Raw genomic sequence first — 25728 nt, 5'->3', positions numbered from 1 at the left:
GGATGACGGATGCTAGTGTCCCGGCATCCCGATTTTGTCCAACAATTTTCACCAGGAGGTGTACCCCCGTGAACAAACAGAAACTCCTGCTCGAACTGCAACGGATCTACGTCATCATCATGATGGAGGTCGTGGGCAAGGGGCTGGTCGCCGCCAGTGAAGTCGACGAGGAAATCGCCCGCGAAGTCGCCGCGTTTCCCGCCGGACTGGAAATCGAAATGATCGTCATGCCCGCCGGCCCGTCCTTCCGCGTCCGCGTCACCCCGCACGGCACGCTGGAACTGGCCAACGGCAGCACCGCCCGTCCCGGCCTCAGCATCAAGATCAAGCACCTGTCGCACGCCTTCCTCGTCTTCACCTTCCAGGAAAGCACCGCGCGCGCCTTCGCCAATGACCGCATGGTCGCCGACGGCGAAGTGTCCTACGCTATCCGCCTGGTGCGCTGCCTGGACCGCATGGAAGCCCTGATCCTGCCGAAACTGGTGGCCGAACGCGCCGTGAAGCGCTATCCGGTGAACCTGCAACTGAGCGACAAAATCCAGAAAGCCGCCCGCATCTATGCGCTGGTGGGCAAACTTTTCCTGACACGGAGCTGATGCACCATGGCCAAGCCTTACTACGAATTCTTCTGTCCCGTCAAAATCGTCGCCGGCCACATGGCGCTGGAACACATTCCGTTCGAGCTGTCCACGCTGCAAGCCAAGCGTCCCATGATCATCACCGACAAGGGCGTGCGCGGCGCCGGCCTGCTGGCCCATGTCGAAGCCGCCTTTGAGGGCGCGGAAGCCGTCATCGCCGCCATCTACGACGACGTGCCGCCCGACAGCAGCCTGACCACCGTGCGCGACGCCGCCGCGATGTTCCGCGCCAACAACTGCGATGCCATCATCGCCATCGGCGGCGGTTCCGTCATCGACACCTCCAAGGGCGTCAACATCCTCGTCACCGAAGGCGGCGACGACCTGATGAAGTACATGGGCGCGCACAACCTCAAGCGTCCGCTGAAGCCCTTCTTCGTGGTGCCGACCACCTCCGGCACCGGCTCGGAAGTGACCCTGGTCGCGGTGATCGCCGACAAGGAAAAGGGTGTGAAGATGCCGTTCACCTCCTACTTCCTGATGCCGAACGCCGCCGTGCTCGACTCGCGCATGACGCTGACCCTGCCGCCGCACATCACCGCCATGACCGGCATGGACGCGCTGACGCACGCCGTCGAAGCCTTCACCTGCATGGCGCACAACCCGATGAGCGATGCCTACGCCACCGCCGCCATCAGCAAGATCAGCCAGAACCTGATGAAGGTGATGGAGAACCCGAAGGACGCCGAAGGCCGTCTGGAACTGGCCCAGGCCTCGACCATGGCCGGCGCCGCGTTCTCGAATTCGATGGTGGGTCTGGTGCATGCGCTGGGTCACTCGCTGGGCGCGGTGTGCCATTTGCCGCACGGCCTGTGCATGAGCCTGTTCCTGCCCTATGTGCTGGAATACAACCTGGAAACCAGCGCCGACCGTATTGGTGAGCTGCTGCTGCCGCTGGCCGGGGCCGATGTCTATGCCGCCACGCCGGTGTCGCAGCGTCCGCAGAAGGCGATTGCGCACATCAAGGCGATGCGTGACGAGCTGTACGAGCGTTGCAAGCTGCCGCGTACCTTGAAGGAAACCGGCAAGGTGGCGCTGGATCAGCTGGAGCATGTGGCGGATCTGACGATCAATGACGGGGCGATTATCTTCAATCCGAAGGAAACGGATTATGAGGAGGCGCTGGCGATCTTGAAGAGGTCGTGGGAGTGAGGTGAAAAGGGGAAGAAGGGGGACGCGCTAGCGTCCCCTTTTCATTTAAAGATACATGCGCCTTGTGATAGGTTTTGGGTTATCAGGGGTTGATAATGAGTGATCGGATAATACAAGGCAGTGGGTTTGTTGCGGGAACTCTTGTTCATACTGATAAAGGATTAGTTCCGATTGAACTATTAAGGGATGGTGACATGGTCTTGTCAAAACCTGAAAATGGTACATGTCAGCCAGATTACAAACGAGTGCTGAACAAATGTTGCTACAAAGACAAGGCCGTTAAAGCGCTATCAGTCTATGGAAAAACCAAGAAAAAATTTGAAGTTTACGTGGTTAGTGGAAGTCACCCATTCTGGGTAAAAAACAATACCTGTGGTGATGCTGGTTGGATGTCGGCTGATAAGTTGCAAATGAATTATCAGTTGGAGTTAGTTAATTCAGATGAAAAATGTATAGTTTTTTACACTAATCCGCTCTATAGAACGGACGATGAAAATTCTGCTTGGTTCGAGGTTAATTATTCGGAATCCATCGGGATAACGATAGATCTTTCTGATAATCATGTTTTTTATCATGAGGAAGCATTTTCGGAAGGCCCTCACGATAATTTTTATGTTGATGGACTTGGCAATGACCGCTATGATTTATTTAAGGCTACTTTATATAATATTGAGGTAGAGGGTCATCATGACTATTATATCGGTGAGCTTGGTGTTTTGGTACATGGCATTGACTGTAATAACAACGACAAGCGTAGGATAGGTTGAGGAACGAAACCCATCACTAGAAGGGCTTTGAGTTATCAGGGGTTGAGAGTGAGTGATCGGATAGTTCAAGGCAGTGGGTTTGTTGCGGGGACGTTGATTCATACGGATCGTGGTTTGGTGCCTATTCAGGAAATAAGAGTAGGTGACATGATTTTGTCAAAATCCGAGGGGGGTACTGGTGTTAAGGGGTATAAACCGGTTACTAAAAAGATGGTTTTTGAGGATGAATTAGTCAAGGCTGTCTCGGTTTATGGGAATGGGAAGGTTGAGGTTTTTGTAGTCACAGATAATCATCCCTTTTGGATCGCTAATAGTAATCGCGGGTATAAAGGATGGACGGCAGCTGAACTACTGCAAATGAACGATCAACTTGAGATTATTAATGAGGATGGTTCGGGAACTGTTCTGTATACCAATCCATTGTTGAGCCATAAGAAATATGGTCAAGCGTGGATGGAGTTGGATTGGTCAACTCAAACAGGAACATTGATTGATGTGACCAAAAATGGTCCAGTATTCAATAGCAGCGTGTTTTTTGGTGATTTTGATAACAATACCTGTGGATACGGCGATGATGATTATCAGCGATATAAGGCCAGTGTATATGATGTTGAGGTGGAGAATTGTCATGTCTATTATATTGGTGAGATTGGTGTTTTAGTGCATAGCATTGACTGTAGTAACAACAGCAAGCGTAGGATGTGTTGAGGCACGAAACCCATCACTCTCAAAAAATTCAGGTGTCTTGATTACGATGATTAATCGGGTGAATTAATCACGGGCAATCACCATAATCATCACATCATGATGGGTTTCGTACCTCAACCCATCCTACCCAAGTGACGGATTATTATTTCACACACATCCGCCAATTCCACGCCAAAACTGCCGCAGGGGGCAAGCGAATCGCCTCCTTGCCGCCCCCTTACCGCTTCGCCCCGCCCACCGGTAAATCCTTGTTGTTAGTAGTGTCCTTCCCAAACTCCTTGCGCATTGCGTCAGTAATCTTCGGCGGTATTCGCACAGCATCCGGCGCCCATTTTCTTGGCGCATGTGCCGCCTACCTCTGCCCATGACCAGGCAACGAAGGATTTCGTGCGAACTATCGGCCGATCTTGGGTGCGGACAGCCAGTCCCGTCCTTGTGGTCGATCCAGAAAAGCCTGACTGAACCCTTTCAGCTGGATTTCCTTCTTGTCGATCCGCACGGTACGGATGCCAGTGGTGCCTTTCCAGGCGGCCAGCAAAGGGGCTAATGCGGTCACTCCCATGCCGATCTTGCTGAAGGTGTCGTTCCTGGTGCTGGTGCCGGTAAGCATCAGGCAGAAGCCTATAAAAAGGCTGACCAGCGCGGCTGCCAGCGCCAGATTCCGGCTGCGCCGGTGTTGCGGACACAAACCAATGGTGACACGGGCGCTTTGGTTCACGATCAAATACACCACCATGTAAATCAGCGGGTTAAGCAACATGGTCAGGAACCAGGCGGGGTGATGCCAGCGTAATTGTGTGGTACGCAGATTCGATGCGGAAGGGGCGTTACACTTGACGCAACGGTGGGGCAGATCACTCCCTTTTTCCAGAATCAGGATCTTGCCGTTCAGTCGGAAGCGTGATTCCAGCGGAGCGGCAGTTCCGGAAATCGGGATTTTCACTGCGTACGGGTTGATGTCCTTGCTCATGTGATGTGTCCTGAAGTAAAGCGGATTCCTGTTTCTAGGTGATTTGAGGACAGTTTTCAATGACCCGGAGCATCATACGGCTCCAGCATCGGACAGCCGGTGTGCAAAATACTTGGTGCATGCGGCAAAACCCCTTACCCTACGCGCCATTTCCCGTTGTCCGAGCTCCGCCATGCACCGCCCCGAACTCCTTGATACCGCGCCCATTCCCAACGGCGGCGAACTGCGCCTGTTCCGCGAAGGCCCGCATTTCGCCATCAAGATTGCCGGGGGGGGTGAACTGATGCACTCGCGCACGCACGGTTCGGAAGACAAGCTGGCCGAGATTACCTGCACCCGCGTCGCCTCGCGTCCGCAGCCGCGCGTGCTGATTGGCGGCCTGGGCATGGGCTTTACGCTGGCCGCCGCGCTGAAGCATCTGGGGCCGACCGCCGAGGTGGTGGTGGCCGAGCTGGTGCCGGGCGTGGTGGAGTGGAATCGCGGGCCGTTGGGCGAGCATGCCGGGAATCCCTTGCAGGACTCGCGCGCCAAGGTGCATGTGGGCGATGTGGCCGGGGTGCTGAAAACGGAGCGGGAAGCCTTCGACGCCATTTTGCTGGATGTGGACAACGGGCCGCAGGGGCTGACGCACAAGAGCAATGACTGGCTGTATTCCCCGGCCGGGCTGGACGCGTCCATGGCGGCACTGCGTTCCGGCGGCGTATTGGCAATCTGGTCGGCGGGGCCGGACCCGATGTTCACCATCCGCCTGAAGAAGGCGAAATTCCTGGTGGAGGAAGTACCGGTGCGCGCGCACGGCAACAAGGGTGCGCGGCATCTGATCTGGCTGGCGAAGAAGCGCTGATCCTAGTGCTGCAACCTTGCCCGCAGCCTTCCCAGCAAGCCGGGACGATGTTCCGGCTCTTCAGGCTTTACCGAACCTTCCTGCTTCCCCAGCTCCGAGTTATAGCGCAGGTCGGAAACGCCGTCTTCCCGCACCGTCAGCGCCGGCGTCTGCAGTCCTTTCAGGTAATGGTCAAAGAAGGCGACGCTGTAATCCACAATCTGCGGTTGCGCCAGTTCACCGCGATCCGACCAGGCAAAATGGCTGGCGCCTTCAAATTCCACGTAGTATTTCGGGGCGGGGCTAAGCTCGTAAGCACCGCTGTTCTTGCGGATGGACGGCGTAACGCCCGGATCGCGGCTGCCGCCCTGATACATCACCGGCGCGGTCAGCCCGGCCAGTGACGGCTTGACGATAAACGGCTGGGCGTAGGGCGACAGCGCCAGCACCGCTTTCACCCCCTCCAGTTTCCACGACGGCCATGCGCCGGACAAGGCCAGCACGGTATAGCCGCCCAGCGAATGCCCGGCCAGACCCAGACGCGTCCAGTCCAGCCGGTCACGGTAGCGGGTATCCTGCTTCAGTGCGGCGATCAGGCGGCGGATGTCGTCGGCGCGATCACGGTAGCTGGCGTCATCCCAGGTTTCCGGTTTGCGAAACGGGGAGTCCGGGCGGTCGCGCATGCGCGATTCGCCGCCATTGCAGACGGCGTCATGGTGGTTGGCGGCGAATACCCAGTAACCGTGCGCGGCCAGGGCTTTCATCAGGAAGGTGGACTGGGTGGCGCAACCGTGGAAGCCATGCGAAAAAAGGATGACCGGTTGTCGCCCGTTGATGGCGGCGGGCGGCCAGACTTCGGCTTTCAGGCCGTCCAGCAGCAGGCTTTCCGCCCGGGCCTGAACCGACAGGCAGAGGAAGGCGGCCGTTAGCAGCATCAGTCGTAGGCGCATGGCAATCGGGGTATCGGGCGGGAATGATCCCGGATTTATCGTCCGGCGGCGGCGGCTTGTCAATGCGTGCTCAGCCGGGGTGACACGGATTGCCTGCCCGGGGGTTTCCTGTCATATATCAGAGCAGTCCCTTCCGTCCGATAACCTTCATGAAAAAGCCCGACGACGACTGCGCCTTCGACCCCCGTGCCTACCTGCGCCGCCCTGACCGGGCCTTCTGGCTGGACCTGCTCAGCCCCATGCCGCACGCCACCGAGGTGGAACGGCAGCGCCGCGAACGCCTGACCCGTTATTCGCTGGGGGCGGCCTTCCTGATTTCGGCGTTTTACCTGCTGCTGACGCTGGTGAGCACCCCGTGGGCGGCCGCGCGCGAGTTGCTGGCCGTCAATGCCGGTTCCATGGCCATGTACGGCATGGGCATGTGGGCGGCGTCGCTGGCGCAGCACCGGCTGGCGCGGTTGTGGCTGATGGTGACGCTGGTGGCGCAGGTGGCGGTGCTGGTGTGGCTGACCGGGGATCGCCTGGGCGTCTATCTGTACGCCATTGTCGGCGCGCTGCTGGCCCGCACCCTGTTCGCCCATGAGGAAACTGTTCCCCGTTTTACCTTCGTCATCCTGTGCATGGCAGTGCTGGCGGCGGGACTGACGGTGTTCACACGACCGGTGTTGCCGATGGAGCTGGTGCCGGAGTGGATGCTCTCCACCATGCGGGTGGTGAATGCGCTGATGGTGACCGAGTCGGTGGTGCTGATCGTGGCGTTGTTTCAGAAGGAAGTGCTGCGCAGCGAGGAGAACCTGACGATCGAGCGCGAGCGTTCCGACCGGCTGCTGCACGCGGTGCTACCCACGAAGATTGCCGGGGAGTTGCGCCAGCGTGACCGCATGATTGCCGACCATCATCCCGAGGTGACGGTGCTGTTCGCCGATATCGCCGGGTTCACGCCGTGGGCCTCGCAGCACGATCCCGAGGTGGTGGTCAGCCTGCTGGAGAAGATTTTCACCCGGTTTGACCGGCAGGTGCGGGCGGCGGGGGCGGAGAAGATCAAGACCATTGGTGATGCCTACATGGTCATTTCCGGCGCGCCCGACCCGCGTCACGACCACGCGCATGTGATGGCGCAACTGGCGCTGGATCTGGTGGAGGAAGTGAAGGCGATTCGCGAGGAAACCGGCATCGCGCTGGACCTGCGGCTGGGCATGCACACCGGCCCGGTCATTGCCGGGGTGATCGGCGCGATGCGTTTTACCTATGATGTCTGGGGCGATACGGTCAACACTGCCAGCCGCATGGAATCGCACGGCGAGCCGGGGCGGGTGCAGATCAGCGCCGAGACCAAGGCGCGGGTGGAGGACGATTTTGTCTGCCTGCCGCGCGGGTCGATCTATGTGAAGGGCAAGGGCGAGATGGAAACCTGGTGGCTGGCGGAGCGGCGTCAGGCTGCCGCCTAAAATATTTTCGCGGGCTTAACCCCTTTTCCCGCCCCCCGCGTTTACCCCTGTATCTTCCACCCCTCAGGATACAGACCATGACCGGAAAATCCCTCAAGCGCGCCGCTGTTGTCACTTTTTCGCTCAGCGCCCTCAGCCTGGCCGTCGCCCAGACCCGCCCCGATATTTCCGTGCTGCCAACCCCGACCGCGCCCGACGCGGCGCTGGTGAAATTCGCGCCGGAAACGCAGATCCTGCCGTCCAACCAGCCGCAACTGGTGGTGGCCGGGGCGCGCGAGCCGATTGTGCTGGAAAAGGTGCAGGTGCGCGGCGAAGTGGCCGGACACGCCGCCCGCACCCGCATCGAGATGACCTTCCGCAATCCCAATCCGCAGGTGCTGGAAGGCGAGTTGCAGTTCCCGCTGTACGATGGCCAGTCGGTGGCGGGCTTCGCACTGGACATCAACGGCGAACTGCGTGAGGCGGTGCCGGTGGACAAGGCCAAGGGCCGTCAGGTGTTCGAGGACACCATCCGCCGGCGCGTCGACCCGGCGCTGCTGGAAGTGACGCAAGGCAACAATTACAAGCTGCGGGTCTATCCCTTGCCCGCCAACGGCACGCGGCGGGTAGTGCTGGAGGTGGTCGAAACGCTGCCGGTGCAGGGCGGTCAGGCCTTGTACCGCCTGCCGTTGCAGTTCAGCGGCGTGTTGCCGGAACTGGACTTCATGCTGACCGTGGCGGGACGGACGGCGGCGCAGGTGCATGGCCGTGACGCGGCAGAAGGGCTGCGGTTCGGCACCTCCGACGGTTTGCTGAAGGCGGTGCTAATCCCCGGTAAGACCGTCGCGGACCGGGAGTTCATCGTCGCGCTGGATGAACCGGCGGAACGGCGGCCGGTGGTGGCGATGCAGGAGTTCAACCGCCAGACCTATTTCTATGCGGAAGTGCCGGTGGCGGACGGCGAGGCGCTGCTGCCGCGACCCGCGCCGCGCCGTATCGGGCTGGTCTGGGATGCCTCCGCTTCCGGTGAACGGCGTGATCACGCCAAGGAGCTGGCCTTGCTGGACCAGCTGTTCCGGCGCTGGGGCGATACCGAGGTGCAACTGGTGCTGGCTCGCGATACCGCGGAACCGGGCGGGGTGTTCACGGTGCGGGAGGGCGACTGGCGCGCGCTTCGCCAGGCTTTGGAGCGCGTGGTCTATGATGGCGCCACGGCGGCCTCGGCGTTTTCGGCGCCCTCCGGCACGGCGCTGAACCTGCTGGTGGGCGACGGGCTGGTGAATTACGGCGCGGGTGTCATGGCGGAGTCGCGCGCGCCGCTGTTTGCGGTCAGCGCAGCGCTCAGCAACAACAACGCCGCGCTGCGGCTGGCGGCGGAAAAGAGCGGCGGGGCGCTGCTCGACCTGACGCGCCTGCCGGTGGAGGAAGCGGTCTCGCAAATCGTCAACCGCCGCCTGCAACTGGCGGGCTGGTCGGGGGACGGGGTAGCGCAGGTCACGGCCCTGTCGCGGCAGCCGGAGAACGGCATGCTGACGCTGGCGGGCGTGCTGACCGGCGACACCGGCCGCCTGCAACTGCAATTGACGCAAGCCGACGGCCGCCTACGCACGGTGGATGTTCCCCTGAACCGGCAAGCGGCGGGCGCGCTGGCCGCGACCCGTTGGGCGTCGCTGCAACTGGCCGAACTGCAAGCCGATCCCGAAGGCAACCGGCAGGCGATCCGCGCATTGGGCCGCCGTTTCAACATGGTGACGCCGGAAACCTCGTTGATCGTGCTCGATCAGGTGCAGGATTATGTGAACAACGAGATCGAGCCGCCGGGACCGTTGCTGGCTGAATACCGGCAACTGATGGCGAACCGTATCAAGGGACAGCAGCAGGAACGCTTTGCCCATCTGGAAGCCGTGGCGGCGCGCTTCCAGGAAAAAGTGCGGTGGTGGGAGCAGGAGTTCTCCACCAAGCCCAAGCCCCTGTCGAAGCGCAAGGCGGAAATGGCGGTGGGTCTGGCTGCGCCCGCGATGGCGCGGATGGATGCGCCGATGGCCGAACGCGCGCAGGGCGGTTCCGCCGATCGGCGGATGCGGGCCGAGGGCAATATCGCGGCATCCCCGGCGGCGATGGCCGCCCCGGCAGAGGCGGATGAACTGAAATCCTTGCGCGACAACGGTGACACGTCCGCCGTGGCCGGTACCATCCGCCTGACGCCGTGGCAACCCGATGCCCCCTACACCCACACCCTGCGCGCCGCCCCGGCCGCCGAGGTCTACAGCCTCTACCTGCAAGCCCGTCCGCAATGGCGCGACAGCACCGCGTTCTATCTGGATGCGGCCGATATCCTGTTCGAGAAAAAGCAACCGCAATTGGCGCTGCGCGTGCTGTCGAACCTGGCGGAAATGAATCTGGAGAATCGCGCCATCCTGCGCGTGCTGGCCTACCGCCTGCAACAGGCCGGACAGCCGCTGCTGGCCATTCCGGTGCTGCAAAAAGTGCTGGCGCTGGCCCCGGACGAACCGCAGTCCTGGCGCGACCTGGGGCTGGCGCAGGCTGCCGCCGGACAGCCGCAGGCGGCGGTGGACAACCTGTGGCAGGTGGTGTCGCGGCCCTGGAACGGTCGCTTCCCGGATGTGGAGCAGATTGCGCTGGACGAGTTGAACGCCATTGTCGCCACCAGCCCGAAGCGCCTGAACACCGGCGGCATCGACCCGCGCCTGCTGCGCAACCTGCCGGTGGGCCTGCGCGTGACGCTGGCCTGGGACGCCGACAATACCGACATCGACCTGCACGTGACCGATGCGCTGGGCGAGGAGGCCTATTACGGCAATCCGCTGACCGGGCAGGGCGGGCGCATGTCGGCGGACTTCACCGGCGGCTACGGTCCGGAAGAGTTCATGCTGCGCAAACCTGCCGCAGGCAAGTACCGCGTGCATACCCGCTATTTCGGCGACCGCAGCCAGACCGTCAGCAACGGCACCACGCTGCAAGTGCGGCTCAGCACCAACTTCGGCACGCGGCAGCAAAAGGATGAATACCTGACCGTGCGTCTGACCCAACCCAGTGACCAGATAGAAATCGGGGAGATTACGATGGGAAAGTGATCAGGACATGGCGGCCGGGCCGGGATCGGGCTAAAATGCGCCCCGTTTGATTCCGGCCCGGGACGGCCCTACGCGCTGCCGCGCCAGTACACGATGGCCCCAGCCGGGCATCGTGTCGCGAGATCCTTGATTGATGAGCAAATCCTCTTACGTCCCGGCGCTGACCTGGCTTCGCGGCCTGGCCGCTTTCGTGGTGGTGGTATCGCACGCCATCCGCACGGTCGAAGGCCCGTGGTCGGTCAGCACCGAAGGCCTGCCTGCCTTTTTCACCCAGAAGTTGTGGTTTGCCCGCCTGTTCGATCTGGGCTCGTTCGGCGTCTGCCTGTTTTTCGCCCTCAGCGGCTTCACGCTGTATCTCAGCAACCGCAGCGCCCTGCAACGCTGGGCCGATGTCCCGGCCTTCTACCTTAAACGCGTGGCGCGCATCTGGCCCGCCTTCATGGTGTCGCTGCTGGTCTACACGGTGTTCGCCAAGGTGTTGTGGCCCTATTACTGGGTGGAGCCGGAAGGGTGGATGCAGGGCAATTTCCGCTTGCCGGAAACGGCGGGCGGGGTGATGAACTACGTGCTGCTGATGTTCGACATCAGCGGCCCGGCGGGCTACTTCGTCGGGCCTTACTGGAGCCTGCCGATCGAATTCCACTATTACCTGCTGATGGCCCCCGTGGTCATCCTGATGGCCCGCTGCGGTTCCTGGCGGTGGTTGTGCCCGGTGGCGGCGGGTTCGGCGTTGCTCTACGCCGGGATGACCTTGCCGGTGCCGATCGCCGATACCTCGCTGCTCACCATGTCGCTGTCGTTCTTTCTGGGCGTGGCGCTGGCCGACCTGCACCAGCGGCAATGGCTGCCGGTCCTGAAGAACCAGTTCGCCGTCTGGGGGCTGGTGCTGGCGGCGTTCGGGATGGTGACCGGCATCTGGCAGGGACTGCTGCCTTGGGAATGGATGACGCCGGCCTTTACCGGCTGCGCCATCGTGATGATCTACGCCTTCCTCAACATCCGCCAGAAGACCGAGTCGGGACCGCTGACGCGCCTGCTCGGCCGTTACGGCACTTATTCCTACAGCATCTACCTCTACCACATGCTGTCCTTCGGCGCGATTGCGCTGGGCGCCAGCCTGCTGGAAATCCAGCTGGATGAAAGCCTGTTCTGGCCGGTGTTCCTGCTGGGCGTCACCAGCAGCTATGGCCTGGCGTACCTGTCCTACCGCTGGGTGGAAGTGCCGTCGATCGACTTCGGCCGACGACTGGCGCAACGGGTGGCGCGCTGAGCCCTTACATCAATTCGTAGACCACCACGAAGCCCGAGAACACGATCAGCGTCAGTGACACCAGGAAGACCACGTCGATCAGCTTCATCATCCGCGCGGTGACGCTGGTGCGCGTCTGGCGCAGGGCAAAGAAAATCAGGTAACAGGCGAACAGGAAGCCGAGGGCGGACACCAGCAGGATGTCATCGGCCACCGTCGTTGTGCCGCCGCCCGCGCCGGACTTGATCATCCCGGCCAGACCGACGCCGATACCCGCCAGCGTGCCGCAGGTGGGCATCAGCGCCAGCAGGGTGTCCCGGGCTTCCTTGGGGTCTTTCACGTGTTTCAGCATGATCGGCTCATTCCGCCCGCAAGTGTTCCTTCAGCGCCGCCTTCAGCGGTTCCGGCAACGGCCCCGACTTCTGCTGCGAGAAATCAAAGTAGACGTGCACCACCGAGCCCTTCGCCACCAGTTGTCCGCGCTGGAACGCTTCGTGCCACACCACGAACGAGGAATTGCCGATCCGGGCGATGCCGGTATGGACGGTGACTTCGTGACCGTAATGTATCTGCGCGACATAGTCGACTTCAATGCGCGCAATGATGATATTCAGCGCCTTCAGGTCCATTTCCGGGGTGAAAATGCGGAAGATGGGTTCGCGCGCCGCCTCGAACCAGCAGGGGACCACGGTATTGTTGATGTGGCCGAAGGCGTCAGTCTCGTAGACGCGGGGAGAAAATCGGGCGGTAAACATGGGAGTCCGGCATGCAGGCTGGGGAGGCGTATTCTAGCAAGTCGGACCGTGGCGGTGGCGGCCGGTTTCAACCCTCCTGTCAGGATGGCCGGCAGCGTGTATGATCAATGGTTAGAGTTGTAGGGATCCGGGAGCAAACCAGTGGACGAAAGTGCTGACGACAGCCGTGGAACGATGGCGCAGGCGCTGCAGGCGGCGACCGGATTCATCACCGACCTGTTGAACTCCATGCAGGACGGCTTTGTCCTGCTGGACGAGCACGGCCGTTTCGCCCGCACCAACCCCGCCTTTTGCCGCATGGTCGACCTGACCGAGGCGGAGCTGATCGGCCAGACCGTGCCGTTTTCCTTCTGGCCGCCGGAAGAGCACGCCAATATTACCGCCGCCTTCCAGATGATGCTGGACGGCAAGAAGGCCACCTTTGACCTGATCTTCATGCGCCGCAACGGTGAGCGCTTCCCGGCGCTGATCGGCCCGTCCGAAGTGCGCGACGCTGCGGGCAATATCACCGGCTATGTCACCACGGTGAAAGACATTACCGAGCGCAAGCGCGCCGAGCGCTACGAACAGTTCCGCAGCCATACGCTGGAGTTGCTGGCGGGCGGCAGGCCGTTGCAAACCATTCTGGACGCCATCGTGCGCGGCATGGAAGCGCTGAACCCCACGGCCATCTGCAGCATCCTGCTGCTGGATGACACCGGTCGCCATTTCCGTCCGGGCGCGGGTCCCAGTCTGCCCGGCTTTTACACCGAAGCGCTGTACGCCCTGGAAATCGCCGCCGGGGCCGGTTCCTGCGGCACGGCCGCCGTGACCGGCAAACGCGTCGTGGTCAGCGATATCGCCCATCACCCCGATTGGGCGCCCTATGCCGATCTGGCCGGTCGCGCCGGTCTGGCGGCTTGCTGGTCGCAGCCGATCCTGTCATCCGCAGGGCAGGTGCTGGGTACCTTCGCCATCTATCATGCCCGGCCGCATGCGCCCACTGACGCCGATATCGCCGTGATCGAGCAGACCGCGCATCTGGCCAGCATCGCCATCGAGCGCACGCAGGCCGAACAGGCCATGCGCGCGCTGAATGAAACCCTGGAGCAGCGGGTGGCGCAGCGCACCGCCGAACTGCAGGAGCGCGAAGTCTGGCTGCGCGAGGCGCAACGGGTCGCCGGTCTGGGCAACTGGCGCTGGAACGCCGTCACCGACGCCATCTGGTGGTCCGATGAGCTGTTCCGCATTTATGACCGGCAGCCCGGCGGCAAGCCGCCCACGTACGAGGAAGACCAGCAAAACTATACGCCGGAAAGCGCCGCGCGGCTGACCGCCATCGCGCAGCAATGCCTGAAAACCGGCGAGCCTTATGAAATCGAGCTGGAGCTGAGCCTGGAAGCAACGCCCCGGCGCTGGGTGCGGGCCCGGGGTGAAGTCCTGCGCAATGCGGCGGGAGACATCATCGGCCTGCAGGGCACGTCACAGGACATTACCGTCCAGAAGCAGGCCGAACTGAAAATCCTCAGCCTCAACGCCTCGCTGGAGCAGCGTATCCGCGAGCGCACGGCCGATCTGGAAACCATCAACCAGTTGCTGGTGGAAGCCAAGCAGCATGCCGCCCTGGCCGAGTCCGCCACGCTGGCGAAGAGCGATTTCCTGGCGAACATGAGCCACGAAATCCGCACCCCGATGAACAGCGTCATCGGTATGGCCTATCTGGTGCTGGGCACGTCCCTCGACCGCCAGCAGCGTGACTATGTCGAGAAAATCCACCTCTCCGGACAGCACCTGCTGGCGTTGATCGATAACATCCTCGATTTTTCCAAGATCGAATCCGGCAAGCTGCTGCTGGAACATATCGATTTTTCGTTGGAGACCGTGATCCGGACCCTGGTCAGCCTGTCGGCGGACAATGCGGCGGAGCGCGGTCTGCGCCTGCAAGCGGAAATCGCGCCCGATGTGCCGCCGCAGTTGCGCGGCGACCCTTTGCGGCTGAACCAGATACTGCTGAATTTCCTCAATAACGCCATCAAGTTTTCCCGCGACGGCGTCATCGTCGTCCGGGTATCCCTCGCCGAGGAGCGGGCCGACGACTGCCTGCTCCGTTTTGAAGTCCAGGACCAGGGCATCGGCATGACCGCCGAGCAGCAGGCGAAAATCTTCCAGCCCTTCCAGCAGGCGGACAGTTCCACCACCCGCAAGTACGGCGGCACCGGACTGGGCCTCACCATCAGCCGCCAGCTGGTGCAGATGATGGGGGGCGAGGTCGGCCTTACCAGCGTGCCGGGCGAGGGCAGCACTTTCCGTTTTACCGCCCGCTTCGGCAAGGCCGTCGCGGCAGGCGGGCCGGGCCGCGATGCCCCGCCGGTCGGCAACGACTACAACCGGTTGCTGGGCGCACGCGTACTGCTGGTGGAAGACAACCTGATCAACCAGCAAGTCGCCGAAGCGCTGTTGCGGCGCATGGGCGTCAAGGTGCTGATTGCTGCCGACGGTCTGGAGGCGCTGGCCCTGCTTGAACAGCATCGGGTGGACGTGGTGCTGATGGACTTGCAGATGCCGGTCATGGACGGGCAGGAAACCGCCCGCCGCATGCGCGCTTCCCCGGCCATGCGGCACATCCCGATCATCGTCTTCTCCGCGAATGCGTGGGCGGATGTCCGCGAGCAGTGTTTTGCCGCCGGGATGAACGACTTTGTCAGCAAGCCGGTCAAGCCGACATTGCTCTATGAAACGCTGGTGCGTTGGCTGCGGACCGGTCAGGCGCGTCCGGCGGTATTGCCGGAGGCGGTTCCCGTCGCGGTTATCCCGGAAATGGCAGCCGGCCCGGTACAATCCGGCGCGGACGGCCTGTTCGATCCGGCGCTGTTGGCCGAATTGTTCGACGGCGACATGGCGAAGGCCGAGCAACTGGCCGCCCTGTTTTTCAGCGACACCCGCGCCGGGGTGGACGAGATGTCCCTGGCGCTGGCACGGGATGACCGGCAGACCCTGCGCCAGCTGGCCCACAAGTTCAAATCCTCGTCCCGATCGATGGGGGCCGCCGAGGTGGCCGACCTGCTGGTGGAGGTGGAGCGCTTGTCCGGCGACGGCGGTGTCGAGGCCATCCTGCCGCTGCTGGAACGGTTACGGGTCTTGCTGGGAAGGCGGTGACGCGGCGCCGGGACGGTCGGCAACAAATCTGCCTTGGCGCGGCAGCGCCGCCTCGCTTACAGTCGAGGCCATTTTTCCCGCACCCTTGTCTGCACCATGAACCGATTTCCGGCTGCTTTGCTACTGATGTTGTTCCTGTTGCCGCTGCCCGCGCTGGCCGCCGTTTACGGTATGAACGACTGGCAGAATCCCGCGCCGCACGGGCTGGACCCGTTCAAGGGCAACCCCGCCGCGCTGGCCGACCTGGCCGCCGACACCGTGATTCTTTACCCGCATCCGGCCCGTGACTTCACGCTGGAGGTCAAGGGCAAGCTGAAAAGCTATCGCAACCAGCAATTTGTCTCCGCCGCCGTGGTGTTGCCGGTTCCCGCCGCCGCCGTGGCGCAGACCGTGCGCAGCTACACCGGCTACGCCGCCTTCTTTCCCAAAACCACGCTGTCGCAACTGAAGCAGCAGTCCGGCCCGCACACCCTGATGCACTACCATGTGCGCATCGACCTGCCGATGCCGTTCCCCAACGTCTCGGAAGACATCCTGGCGCAGCACACCGTCGAGGCGGACGGCTCGGTCTCGGCGCGGCTGATTGAAGCGCCCGTGGATGTGGGCCTGGCCCGCTACGAATGGTTTCCGCTGGACGCCCGCCGCACGCTGCTGGTATTCACCACCTGGACCGACCTGAACAGCGCTTCCTTTCTGCTGAGGACCATCCTGCATGCCTTCCCGGACATCCGCATCGCCGTGCCCTACGTCGGCAACGGATTTCTGGCCGAAGCCTTCCGCAACCGGCTTGCCCCGTCGGCCGCGCCGGTGGCCGCCGCCATGCCGGCCATTCCGCCCTTGCAGGACTTGGCCTGGACGCCGGACCGCAAGCAACTGCTGTCCGGGTTGCTGGACCAGGGCGAAGTGGCGTTCATCCACCCGCCGGTATGGATTCGCGGCACGGCCGACAAGCCTACCGATTTGCGTTTCATCACCGCCATCGGCCGGGTGGCCGCGCCGGTGGACGTGACCCGGCAAATGACCACCGACTTCGCGCGCTACCCGAAGATTTTCCCGCAGGTGCGCAAGGTGAAAATCCATCCGACGCAGAATTCGGGGTTCGACATGGACATGAAGCTGGGCATCGGGCTGGGCTTCCTGTCGCTGCCGGTGAATATTTCGATTTCGCATAACTGGAGCAAGGACCGGTCGCTGCTCTTCAAGTCCTTTGGCGGCGATCTGGAACAGATCCAGGGCTATTGGCGTTGGGAAGAAGCCACGGTGAACAGCACCACCATGCTGCTGCACTCGGCGGGGAAGGTGGGCGAGCATCCGCCGCACTTCCTGAAGCTGGCCAAGTATCTGCCGTATAACGACTTTCTGCCGACGATGGGCGCACAGCTGATCAGCCTGCGCAAACTGGAACGCTGGGTGGCGGCCAAGCAACCGGGCGCGGTGCAGCCGGAAGAACCGTTGCCGGAATAACCCGCCTCAGCTCAATCCGCTCCACGCCAGCCGCAGGGCGAAGGCGATGAAGAGTATCCCCACCCCTGCCAGCCCGCAGGCCGACAGGCGGGGCCGCTGCCGGAATGTCCCGGCCAGGCGGCTGCCGCCGTAAATCAGCGCCAGCAGATAGACCATGCTGCAAACCTGCACTACCGTTCCCAGGATCAGGAAGGACAGCCACGGCCGGGGGTAATCCGGCGCCACGAACTGGATGAAGAAAGCGATGTAGAAAAAGATCGCCTTCGGGTTCATCAGGCTGATGGTCAGCGCGGTGCGGAACGGGCGGGGCGAGGCCTCCCCGGAAACGGCGGCGGGAATGGCTTCGCTGTGCCAGCGCTGCCGGGCGTTGCGCAGCAGATCCGCGCCCAGCCAGGCCAGATAGGCCGCCCCCACCACTTGCAGCACGGTAAACACCGCAGGCCAGCGGTGCAGCAGCGAGGCCGCGCCGGTGGCGGCCAGCGTCATCAGGATCAGGTCGCCGGTAAAGATGCCGGCGGCGGCGCGAAACCCGGCGCGGACGCCCGACCGGGAGGAAACCGTAGCCAGATACAGCGAGTTGGGGCCGGGCAGCAACACGATGAGGATGGTGCCCAGGATGAAGGCGGGCAGGTCGGTGATGCCGTAAAACATGGGGATCGAAAATTCCGGCGCGGGCGGATCAGAACGCGGTATCCGGAGCATGGCGATAGCGGATAGCCAGCCCTTTCAGGAAGTTGCGCAGGAACTGGTCGCCGCACTCCCGGTAATTGTGATGGCCTTGCTTGCGGAACAGCGCCGCCAGTTCCTGCTTGGTCACGTTCATGCCCGCCAGCTGGAACGTGTCCAGCATGTCTTCTTCGTGCAGTTCAAAGGCAATGCGGATCTTCTTGAGGGTGTCGTTGTTGGTGAGCCGTGTGCGGCCTTTGGGGGCTTCGTAGGGCTTGCCGTTCTGCTGGCCCCGGCGCTGAATGATCAGGCCGTCCAGAAAATGGGTCAGCACGGCGTGGTTGCACGCCAGGTAGCCATCCTCGTCTTCGGCTTTCAGCAAGGCTTCCAGTTCGTCCGTGGCAATCTCATAGCCGGTCAGGCGGAAGATGTCGGTCAGGTGGCGGTTGCTGAGGTCGAGGGTGTAGCGGAGGCTGCGCAGAACGTCGTTCGCGGTCATTGTCTGGTTTTCCGGGGGGTGAGGGTTTGGCGCGGGGGCAGGCCGGTATTGTACGGCGGGAGAGGGGGATTAGACAGGGGGGAGTTAGCCGCCACGACATGATACAGGCATATGCTTCTTGGGATATCCCTCACAAACCCATGTAACCGCGTTGTTTTTAACGATGGGTGAAAAATAAATAATAGCCCCCGGGTTCTCTGTCACCATTATTAATTTACCGGTTTTTGAAATATCAATCACGGCTATATTTTCATTGTCTGACGGCAGTATTTTTCGCTCCTCCGGAGTGCTTCCAGATATCAGTTGGCTAGCAATTTCCTCTTTGATTCCATCGGTGTGACCAATAGCTTCCATGACTCTGTATCGTGGCGTGAAAGGTTCAGCGTGCGGCACGAGAATGACCGTCACGACCGCTACCGGAAGCAAAGCAAACAAGTCATAGAAGATATGAATCGGGTAATACCACCAAACGCTCCTGGTTTGACATTTCAGGATGCTTGATTGTGTCCCCATTACGGAAAGTATTGAAATTGAAATAAAATAAAATGCAAAGGCGGTCATGCCCTTTGTCGGTTCAGAGGAAATATAGTAAGCAGAAATGCCGCTGGCAACCAAATAGCCATACCAACTCTTAAAGGGTGTCATAAAGATATTTGATATTTTAATGGTTGGCATGGGAGTCCGTGACCTGAATGTTGGAACGCCACGATTGCGTGACCTTCAAGAGCGTTATATCAGTAGCAGCCTTGACGGGCTTAAGTGACTGATCTGTGCCGAAGCCAAAAAAGTAACCGTTCACTGCCCAGAAAGCTACATTTATCGGAGGGCTGATTCCATCAATGGCTACTTTGAGGGATAGCAGCTTGATCTCGCCAGCCTTGCAGGGCAGTGGTGCAACTCCAACCCGTGAAGGACGGCCTTTAATCAGGCAATAGAAATTGATGCCGCGCCACTCCGCCACGCGCTGTGCCAAATTCAGTGCATTAATTTGTGCCGCTAAAGGCTGCTGAAAATCGGTTGGCATGTGATCAATGAAAGTCTGAAGCAGTTGCTGCTCAACTGGACTTAGCTTCACGCCACCTTTCAGTACGCGCAACCACCATGAGCCGAAGTTTGATTTCATGTGATGAGCCCTGATTTTAATTCAACCTGTAATTTCGTACATTGCTGTTTCCCGGAAGGGCATGCTTCCACGCCTGTATATGGGTTACGAGTCCTGTCGTACTTGAAGCCCGGATTTAATTTTACACAAGGCCAAGTTACCAAAGCTTATACCATGGCTTTTTTTCTGGATTGGGAGGCCGCCTCTCCGATTTTTCGCCAATTGGGTAAGGAACTGTTTTTGTTCCTTCCACCAGCCCATAAATGGCAACTCCCGCACCTTTACGAATATCTAGAACTTCCCGGCAGTCATGAATGAGCAAAGCCGTGGCAATTGCAGCCGCAAATGCGGCATCATGGTGAGACAGTTTCGCGGCTTCGCAATATTTCAAATAAAATGGAGCAAGACGGGCATGTGACTCTTTGAAACTTATCGGGATATATTTGGTTGAAGCATATTCGGTGTTAATGTTTGCCTCACCAATTTGATGTCCACATTGCTGTAATGTGCCAAACATCAAATTCATCAGTTTTGGTCCATAAAAATCAGCCTTATCCGAAAGTACGGCTTTTCCCGGCTCTAAAGAAGCAGGGTGACCAAAGCTTCTATACATCAAGGAACCAGACATTCTGGAAACAGAAGCAATCAGCGTTTCGGCATGAAGTCCTCGCTCGGTAACAAGCAACTTTCTTGCTGTCTGATCGAAGAAGTCAGCTGTTTCTAACAACGATTTGAACTTTTCATTATCCATATGCAGGCCACGTTTAATGCTAAACAAGGGTTTTCCCTATCAGCGATCAGCTCGACTGGTGCTTCGGTATCAGGCCATCAAGACGGTAGATCCATCAATCATATCCAAAGACCAGTATGGCGCATAGGGAGATTCTGGATACTTTCATTCCGCATCATGATTCTGTCCACGGATTGAATAAAGGCACATCTGTGGATACGAATTAGGCGACTTTGAGCGTGGCCACAGTCATGCCATGAGCCAGAGTCGTGGCGGCTATGAGGGCGTCTCGCTCCGAGCGCGGGTCCATGATGTGCAGGTTGGCGCAGTGTCGGGTTAATCGAGTCTGACCGCATTTTCACGCGGTTTTCGGGGGGGGATGGTTTGGCGCTGGGCGGGCCTTATTGTACGGCGGGAGGGGGAAAGGGCGGTGTTATCGCAGTTCCCCGCAAAGCCCAAAGCCGGTCTCTCCGCCGAAGGGAGTACACACGCCCGAAGCGCAATCCCCATCCTTCTTGCAACTGCCGGGTGATTTGCTTTCCGGCGTGCAGTACTCCATGGCGCGGATACTGTGTGACGCACGGTTGCCCGATGGCGAAATTTCCGTGATGTGTAAGGTGCGCGGACTAACCCAGTGGCGTCTCATGGGGACAATACAGCCGGATGGCGCGTCTTCAACCTGATAGGTGTAGCCGGGCAAGAGTTCGATTTCGAAACCGTAATTACGGTAATTACCGATGCCGGTCATGATGCCCGCACCCCAGGAATAATAGGCCTCAACCCAGTGACGGCCCGGCGAGGTAATGACCACCGGCGTGTTCTTTTGCAAACGGTCGTCCACCTGCAAGAACTGAAAGGTTGAATAGGCGGAAATGAAGCCCCTGCCACAACCAGCGTCCGTACAGTTCATCCAGCCGCGAAGCATGCTTTGGTCGTTCCGGGGCGAGGTGTTGCGGTCCCGTACAGGGGCGGATGAGCAGGCTGCGAGCAGGGTCGCGGCAACCAGCAGTAAGGCCGGGAGCATCCGGTATCCGGTTGGTGAGATTCGTATCATGGCAGCGTAATTTCCGCAGTGTGCCGAATCACGGCTGACGTTTCTGCATCGCGCAGTTGAATCCCTAATTTGTGATGGCGCAGACGGCCAGCCCCGCTCCCCGCTCCTCACGACTCAACGCGCCGCGCTCGCGCCCTGGCTGGATGCCTGGCATTTTCGCCACTGAAACCCGGCACCCAAGGTTCCTTCCGGATTGCCACAGATCACGCAGCCCTGACTCGATACGGGGGAAAAACCGCTTTCCAGGCATTGCCCGGTGTAGTAACCCATAAAATCCGCCGGAGGAAGTTCGGCAGGGTTGAAGCCCGGTGGCGTGTTATCGACGGCGGCGCGTGCGCCAGTTTTGGACTGTTGCTTGACAGCGTCAGCATCCCGCCGGGCCTTGTCATCACCGGCCATCAGTTGTTCAGGGGCGACAGGCTCACAGATTTCCGGACGGGACTGGAGTTGACGACAGGCCTGTTGCGCCGCCAGGAACGAAGACTCCAGACTCTCGGCGCGCTCCTTGTAACCCGCAGACCCTGAGCAATATCGCTGGATGATCCTGGCTTGCTGGAGCGTCGCCCACATCACGACCTGCAAGGACGGTGTTGGAGAGCCCTGAGCCTGCCCGGCGTTCGATGCCATGAAAGCGCCCACCCGGGTATCAATGTCCTGCAAGCTCTTGTTGACCAGCGTGCTCGCATCCTGAGAGCAATCCTTCACCGGGGCCGGAGTCGGCTTCGGCCCGGCGCTTCTTTCAGCAGCCACGTAATAGGGGCATGCCTTCATCCGGGCTACCCGCATAATGCGGGCCAGTGACTCCGCCGGATAGGAGTTGCGATACCGATCAACGTTAGCTTGCCCCTCTTGGATGAGTTGGTCACCGAACGCCTTCAAGTCCTCCGGGGTCATCAATTCGCCGTTTCCCCGGCGGGAGAAGGAAAAACGATAAATCCAGGGAAACTCGATCGATTGAGTGATCAGTTCCTCTGTGCTACCCCCCTCATAATCTCCGTTCGCCCTGATAGCGGCCTGCTCCGCCTGGCAGTCCGTGGGCAGCACCCAGGTCTGTTTGGCGGCGAGAGCTTTTCCGGAGAGCCCGGAGGCCAGTACGACGCCCGCGATGACTACGCCCACCCGTGTCCTCATGATTTTCCACCCTTCAAAAGCTGCTTGATCAGCGCATCGACATTCGGGCTTGCCACCGGCCGTTTGGACTGGTTGGCCTGGGTTAGCGCCTGTGTTCGTAGCGTCGCCGCTTCCGCCTCGCGCTTTGCTTTGGCCTCTGCCTGTTGGCGTTCGCGCTGCCTGGCGTCCTGGACACGCTTGGCCTGAAGTTTCTTCAGGAGGGGTTCCACGGATTTTTTGGCAGCCTCGACAGCCGGGGTGTCACGTTTTTCTGCGGCAGCGAACTCCGCCAAGAGGGGCGCTACCTTCTCGGCCCACACCGCCCCGCAATTGCCTTGGCAGGGAATATTGTGTGTATCGCCGCCGCCCAATACTTGTTCTTCCAGACAGCTATCGCCCGCGCCCTTGCAATGATCGTGATCCTGATCGGCCTGCAACAGGGTATAGATCACCTCGCGCTTGGCGGAACTCACCATAACCTTAGGCGGGTCGTAGAGCCAGTTGCGCGGCGTGGGCGCACCCAGCGCTGTGCGGCTGCGGGTGTAGGAGGCTCCGCCCCAGTCGAAGCCCTCCGTCACGCTTCCGGGTAAATTTCCCGATGATGAAGGGAGTCTTGTTTCGATACTTCTTCCGATCGGCCGGCCGTAGAGACGCCACCCGCTGACAATAGCCACCAAGGCGTTGTCCACCGTACTCCTGATCAGCAGCTTTCCCGGCCCCAGGGCCAGTCCGTTCACGCACTCGCCCAACCAGCTATGCCGCAGGTAGTCATCGATCAGAATATGCCGGTTACCGGCATGGCTGGCATAGGGGATGATCAAGCCGCAACCATCCCGGGTATGCACTAGCAATTCCTCGGGGCCGATTTTAAGATCCGGCGGATCTGCGGGAAACAAGGCCTTGCTTTCAACCAGGTGTTCGATCGCCAGAGCGGGATTATCTCGCGGAAGGTGATCCAGATACAGGCGCATTGCGGCGGGACCAACCGAGGGAACACGCTGGTCGGTCAGGCTCGAACCGGATTGAAGCAGTAATTCGGATGTTGTGATGATCTGTTCAGCTTTACCGTCGACCTGCCGATTTTCCAGCTTGAAGCCGGCGGCATCCGAGTCAGCATCCAAAAACCAGTAGGCATCATTGTCCCAGGCGATGCCTATGCTTCTAGAGAAGTGCCAGACCCATTTGCCTTCGCTGTCGAAGAACCACAAATTAATGCCGTTGCTCAGTACCTGCATCAGCTGGCCTGATGCGCGGCCATGGTCAAACCAGCCATAGACCTTATAGATCAAAGGGCCATCCTGCGTGCTATTGATACCTCGCATGATGAGTTCGGCCGGGCCCTCGATAAGACCATCCCTGCACGTCCCTTGGTAAGCGACTACATCTCCCTGGAGTGAAGTCACTTTGCAGGGGGGCTGAGGGGGCGGAGATTGTGACCATGCCAACAGCGGCAGCAACGCCAATCCCGCCAATATGAGACGCCATCCTCTAGTCATCGGTTTTTACTCTCCATGGTCTTCATCCGCCTGACGGGAAACAACACTTGCTGGAACAGTCGCAAATGATATGAATCTCACGCTAGCACACCCTCGATAGCGCCAACAATTCGGCGTGCGGAGGTCCATCAATTTAACTGTTACATCCCATGTCACTATGCCTCGCGGTTCAACGGTTTTTCATCTGTAGAGCCACACGTCTTTCATGCCAGCGGAACCATGCCATTGTTGAAAACGGGTGCGATGACTCTTACGGGCATTCACAATGAACCATGCGGCTATTGGCACAACTACCAGTAAGAGAAAGAACAGGCGTTTTGCGGATGGCATTACGATATCCCTTGAAAAGAGTTTTGGTTGAAAACCAAACTGGTTATGTCTCACAAAAGTTGGAATATGCAAGCTTGTCAAAATCATCAAAAACAGACCCATAATTGGCAGAGGTATTGTCGATGTTGATGCCGGGTTTAGGCCTTATTAACCGGTGCGGCATTAAAGAATTCATATGATTATATTTGATTGATAATTAATCATGCTCAGCCCTCCGACTAATTTTCTTGTGTACAGAACAGCGGGGGCATTCATTCCGCATCATGATTCTGTCCACGGATTGAATACCGGCACGCCGGTGGGGGTGAAATCGGCGATATTGCGCGTGGCCACGGTCATGCCATGCACCAGCGCCGTGGCGGCGATGAGGGCGTCGCGCTCCGAGCGCGGGTCCGGAATGTGCAGGGCGACGCAGCGTTGGGCCACGGCGGTATCCACCGGCAGGATGCGGCCTTCGAAGCGGGGCAGCACCAGCTGGTCCATCCATTGGCGCAACACGGCTCCTTGTCCGGCATCCTTGCGCGTGACGGACAGGATGCCCAGTTCCAGCTCCATGATGGTGATGGCGGACAGGTAGAAGCGGTTCAGGGGTTGGGCGGCTGCCCAGGCCTGTACGCGGTGGTCGGCCTTGTCGGGGCGTCTCAGTTCCGAGAGGACGTTGGTGTCGAGGATAAACATCAGCCCAGGTCCGCCGGGCGGGTGAGGCCTTCCACGCGCGGGGCTTCAAAGTCGAAGTCGGGGACGTGGTATTGGGCGACGGCTTCGCCCAGCGACATTTGTTCGCCGGTGAGTTTGCGGTAGTCGTCAATGCTCAGCAGGACGTGGGCGGGTTTGCCGCGGTCGGTGATGAAGACGGGGCCGTGGTTGGCGGCTTTTTTGGCTTCGCTGGCGTGCTGGTTGAATTCGCGGCTGGTGTAGGTGGTGATGGGCATGGCATGGCCCCGGAGTGGATTTATTGTAGGGATGTTACTACTTTTGGTGGGGTGGGGCAATTGGAGGATGGGTGTGAAGGATGGAGCGGGGGGATGGGAATATGGCTCCGTTCCTATTTTCCGATGGTTAGTTTTTTAGATTTGACTCAAGGCCCGGAAGGTAATCCCCGTGTGGAATAACTACTTCCTTCTCTCCCTCTTCTATCCCGGCCCGGCTAAGACTCATGCCGATCTTTCCTGGGTGTAGGCATGTGACTGCGTTAAGGATTTTATTTTCTTTAATGATATAAACCCCGGCCATTTCTTCAGTATTATTTTGGCCATAGGGTGGTAACTTGGCGATATCGTCATAAATCACATATTTGTAGCTGTTGTTCTGGAAACTTAAATGGGACATGATGCTCCCTGGTTGAACGATTGAGTTATAAAGGAATGAGTCTGTTGGATGAACTTTTTTGGTGGGGTAAAAAAGCTCAATCCTGTTCTTGTTGCCGAAGCGGTATTGAATATAACCGGCACTGGCGGATACTTTAATTGATGAGCAAACTGATATGATTTTTTGGGTTTTAGTATGGCACGAAAAAATCACGACCTCATTGTTTTGGCAAAGCGCGGCGCAGTATGATAACTCAGGGGTTGTTATTAATAAAAGCAGGGCCAGTGTTTTCATAGTAAT

The 25728-nt window shown here is 59.7% G+C and carries 25 protein-coding genes; 10 read left to right on the top strand and 15 right to left on the bottom strand.

Annotation, left to right across the window (positions count from 1 at the left end; translation table 11 throughout):
• Positions 1–119: 119 nt before the first annotated feature.
• The 4 genes from EV700_RS01875 (at position 120) to EV700_RS01860 (ending at position 3265) form a co-directional block, all read left to right on the top strand.
• Positions 120–596, top strand: a complete 477-nt coding sequence (locus tag EV700_RS01875; protein ID WP_130411451.1) for a hypothetical protein — start codon at positions 120–122, stop codon at positions 594–596.
• Between the two features lie 6 nt (positions 597–602).
• Entirely contained in the window at positions 603–1790 is a 1188-nt protein-coding gene (locus EV700_RS01870; RefSeq protein WP_130410662.1) for an iron-containing alcohol dehydrogenase, read from the top strand.
• Positions 1791–1885: 95 nt separating this feature from the next.
• Positions 1886–2557: a Hint domain-containing protein gene (locus EV700_RS01865; RefSeq protein WP_130410661.1), complete on the top strand. Its 672-nt coding sequence runs from the start codon at positions 1886–1888 to the stop codon at positions 2555–2557.
• A 48-nt stretch (positions 2558–2605) separates the two neighbouring features.
• Positions 2606–3265, top strand: coding sequence for a polymorphic toxin-type HINT domain-containing protein (locus tag EV700_RS01860; RefSeq protein WP_165391291.1), 660 nt, complete (start codon positions 2606–2608; stop codon positions 3263–3265).
• 394 nt (positions 3266–3659) lie between these two features.
• On the opposite strand, the gene EV700_RS01855 is transcribed toward EV700_RS01860, so the two are convergent.
• Positions 3660–4235: a hypothetical protein gene (locus tag EV700_RS01855; protein ID WP_130410659.1), complete on the bottom strand. Its 576-nt coding sequence runs from the start codon at positions 4233–4235 to the stop codon at positions 3660–3662.
• Between the two features lie 172 nt (positions 4236–4407).
• Between EV700_RS01855 and EV700_RS01850 the strand changes: the two genes are divergently transcribed.
• Positions 4408–5079, top strand: a complete 672-nt coding sequence (locus EV700_RS01850) for a spermidine synthase (protein WP_130410658.1) — start codon at positions 4408–4410, stop codon at positions 5077–5079.
• 2 nt (positions 5080–5081) lie between these two features.
• On the opposite strand, the gene EV700_RS01845 is transcribed toward EV700_RS01850, so the two are convergent.
• Positions 5082–6008, bottom strand: coding sequence for an alpha/beta hydrolase family protein (locus tag EV700_RS01845; protein WP_130410657.1), 927 nt, complete (start codon positions 6006–6008; stop codon positions 5082–5084).
• 149 nt (positions 6009–6157) lie between these two features.
• On the opposite strand from EV700_RS01845, the gene EV700_RS01840 reads away from it, so the two are divergent.
• The 3 genes from EV700_RS01840 to EV700_RS01830 all read left to right on the top strand — a co-directional run bounded on the left by EV700_RS01840 (position 6158) and on the right by EV700_RS01830 (position 11800).
• A complete protein-coding gene (locus EV700_RS01840) occupies positions 6158–7456 on the top strand; it encodes an adenylate/guanylate cyclase domain-containing protein (protein WP_130410656.1) in 1299 nt (432 codons plus the stop codon).
• Positions 7457–7533: 77 nt separating this feature from the next.
• The gene (locus EV700_RS01835; RefSeq protein WP_130410655.1) at positions 7534–10530 is read left to right on the top strand and encodes a VIT domain-containing protein; all 2997 of its coding nucleotides are present in this window, start codon (positions 7534–7536) and stop codon (positions 10528–10530) included.
• Positions 10531–10663: 133 nt separating this feature from the next.
• Positions 10664–11800: an acyltransferase family protein gene (locus tag EV700_RS01830; protein ID WP_130410654.1), complete on the top strand. Its 1137-nt coding sequence runs from the start codon at positions 10664–10666 to the stop codon at positions 11798–11800.
• Between the two features lie 4 nt (positions 11801–11804).
• On the opposite strand, the gene EV700_RS01825 is transcribed toward EV700_RS01830, so the two are convergent.
• Positions 11805–12131, bottom strand: coding sequence for a hypothetical protein (locus tag EV700_RS01825; RefSeq protein WP_130410653.1), 327 nt, complete (start codon positions 12129–12131; stop codon positions 11805–11807).
• 7 nt (positions 12132–12138) lie between these two features.
• A complete protein-coding gene (locus EV700_RS01820; RefSeq protein ID WP_130410652.1) occupies positions 12139–12534 on the bottom strand; it encodes an acyl-CoA thioesterase in 396 nt (131 codons plus the stop codon).
• Between the two features lie 141 nt (positions 12535–12675).
• Here EV700_RS01820 and EV700_RS01815 point away from each other — a divergent pair, with 141 nt between their 5' ends.
• Together EV700_RS01815 and EV700_RS01810 are read left to right on the top strand one after the other, a co-directional pair.
• Complete coding sequence (locus tag EV700_RS01815; protein ID WP_130410651.1) at positions 12676–15669, top strand: ATP-binding protein; 2994 nt, start codon at positions 12676–12678, stop codon at positions 15667–15669.
• A gap of 96 nt (positions 15670–15765) precedes the next feature.
• Complete coding sequence (locus EV700_RS01810) at positions 15766–17133, top strand: SRPBCC family protein (protein ID WP_130410650.1); 1368 nt, start codon at positions 15766–15768, stop codon at positions 17131–17133.
• 6 nt (positions 17134–17139) lie between these two features.
• On the opposite strand, the gene leuE is transcribed toward EV700_RS01810, so the two are convergent.
• The 11 genes from leuE to EV700_RS01750 all read right to left on the bottom strand — a co-directional run bounded on the left by leuE (position 17140) and on the right by EV700_RS01750 (position 25722).
• Complete coding sequence (gene leuE, locus EV700_RS01805; RefSeq protein WP_130410649.1) at positions 17140–17784, bottom strand: leucine efflux protein LeuE; 645 nt, start codon at positions 17782–17784, stop codon at positions 17140–17142.
• Positions 17785–17812: 28 nt separating this feature from the next.
• A complete protein-coding gene (locus EV700_RS01800; protein WP_130410648.1) occupies positions 17813–18298 on the bottom strand; it encodes a YehS family protein in 486 nt (161 codons plus the stop codon).
• Positions 18299–18382: 84 nt separating this feature from the next.
• Positions 18383–18973 (bottom strand): pilin, encoded by a 591-nt coding sequence (locus tag EV700_RS01795; RefSeq protein WP_130410647.1) that lies wholly within the window; start codon positions 18971–18973, stop codon positions 18383–18385.
• Complete coding sequence (locus EV700_RS01790; protein ID WP_130410646.1) at positions 18960–19421, bottom strand: hypothetical protein; 462 nt, start codon at positions 19419–19421, stop codon at positions 18960–18962. Before EV700_RS01790 ends, EV700_RS01795 begins: the two co-directional genes overlap by 14 nt.
• Positions 19422–19557: 136 nt before the next feature.
• A complete protein-coding gene (locus tag EV700_RS01785) occupies positions 19558–20178 on the bottom strand; it encodes a hypothetical protein (protein WP_207224543.1) in 621 nt (206 codons plus the stop codon).
• A gap of 385 nt (positions 20179–20563) precedes the next feature.
• Complete coding sequence (locus tag EV700_RS01775) at positions 20564–21154, bottom strand: hypothetical protein (RefSeq protein ID WP_130410644.1); 591 nt, start codon at positions 21152–21154, stop codon at positions 20564–20566.
• Between the two features lie 144 nt (positions 21155–21298).
• Positions 21299–22303 (bottom strand): hypothetical protein, encoded by a 1005-nt coding sequence (locus tag EV700_RS01770; protein WP_130410643.1) that lies wholly within the window; start codon positions 22301–22303, stop codon positions 21299–21301.
• A gap of 8 nt (positions 22304–22311) precedes the next feature.
• Positions 22312–23616: a hypothetical protein gene (locus tag EV700_RS01765; protein ID WP_130410642.1), complete on the bottom strand. Its 1305-nt coding sequence runs from the start codon at positions 23614–23616 to the stop codon at positions 22312–22314.
• A 765-nt stretch (positions 23617–24381) separates the two neighbouring features.
• The gene (locus EV700_RS01760; RefSeq protein WP_130410641.1) at positions 24382–24798 is read right to left on the bottom strand and encodes a type II toxin-antitoxin system VapC family toxin; all 417 of its coding nucleotides are present in this window, start codon (positions 24796–24798) and stop codon (positions 24382–24384) included.
• A complete protein-coding gene (locus EV700_RS01755; RefSeq protein ID WP_130410640.1) occupies positions 24798–25052 on the bottom strand; it encodes a type II toxin-antitoxin system Phd/YefM family antitoxin in 255 nt (84 codons plus the stop codon). Before EV700_RS01755 ends, EV700_RS01760 begins: the two co-directional genes overlap by 1 nt.
• A 127-nt stretch (positions 25053–25179) precedes the next feature.
• A complete protein-coding gene (locus EV700_RS01750; protein WP_130410639.1) occupies positions 25180–25722 on the bottom strand; it encodes a hypothetical protein in 543 nt (180 codons plus the stop codon).
• Positions 25723–25728: the final 6 nt, after the last annotated feature.

This window comes from Fluviicoccus keumensis (assembly GCF_004217445.1).
In the GTDB taxonomy this organism is placed as follows: Bacteria; Pseudomonadota; Gammaproteobacteria; order Pseudomonadales; family Moraxellaceae; genus Fluviicoccus; species Fluviicoccus keumensis.
Note: the sequence above shows the minus strand (reverse complement) of the source record. Positions and strands in the feature narration are given on the sequence as shown.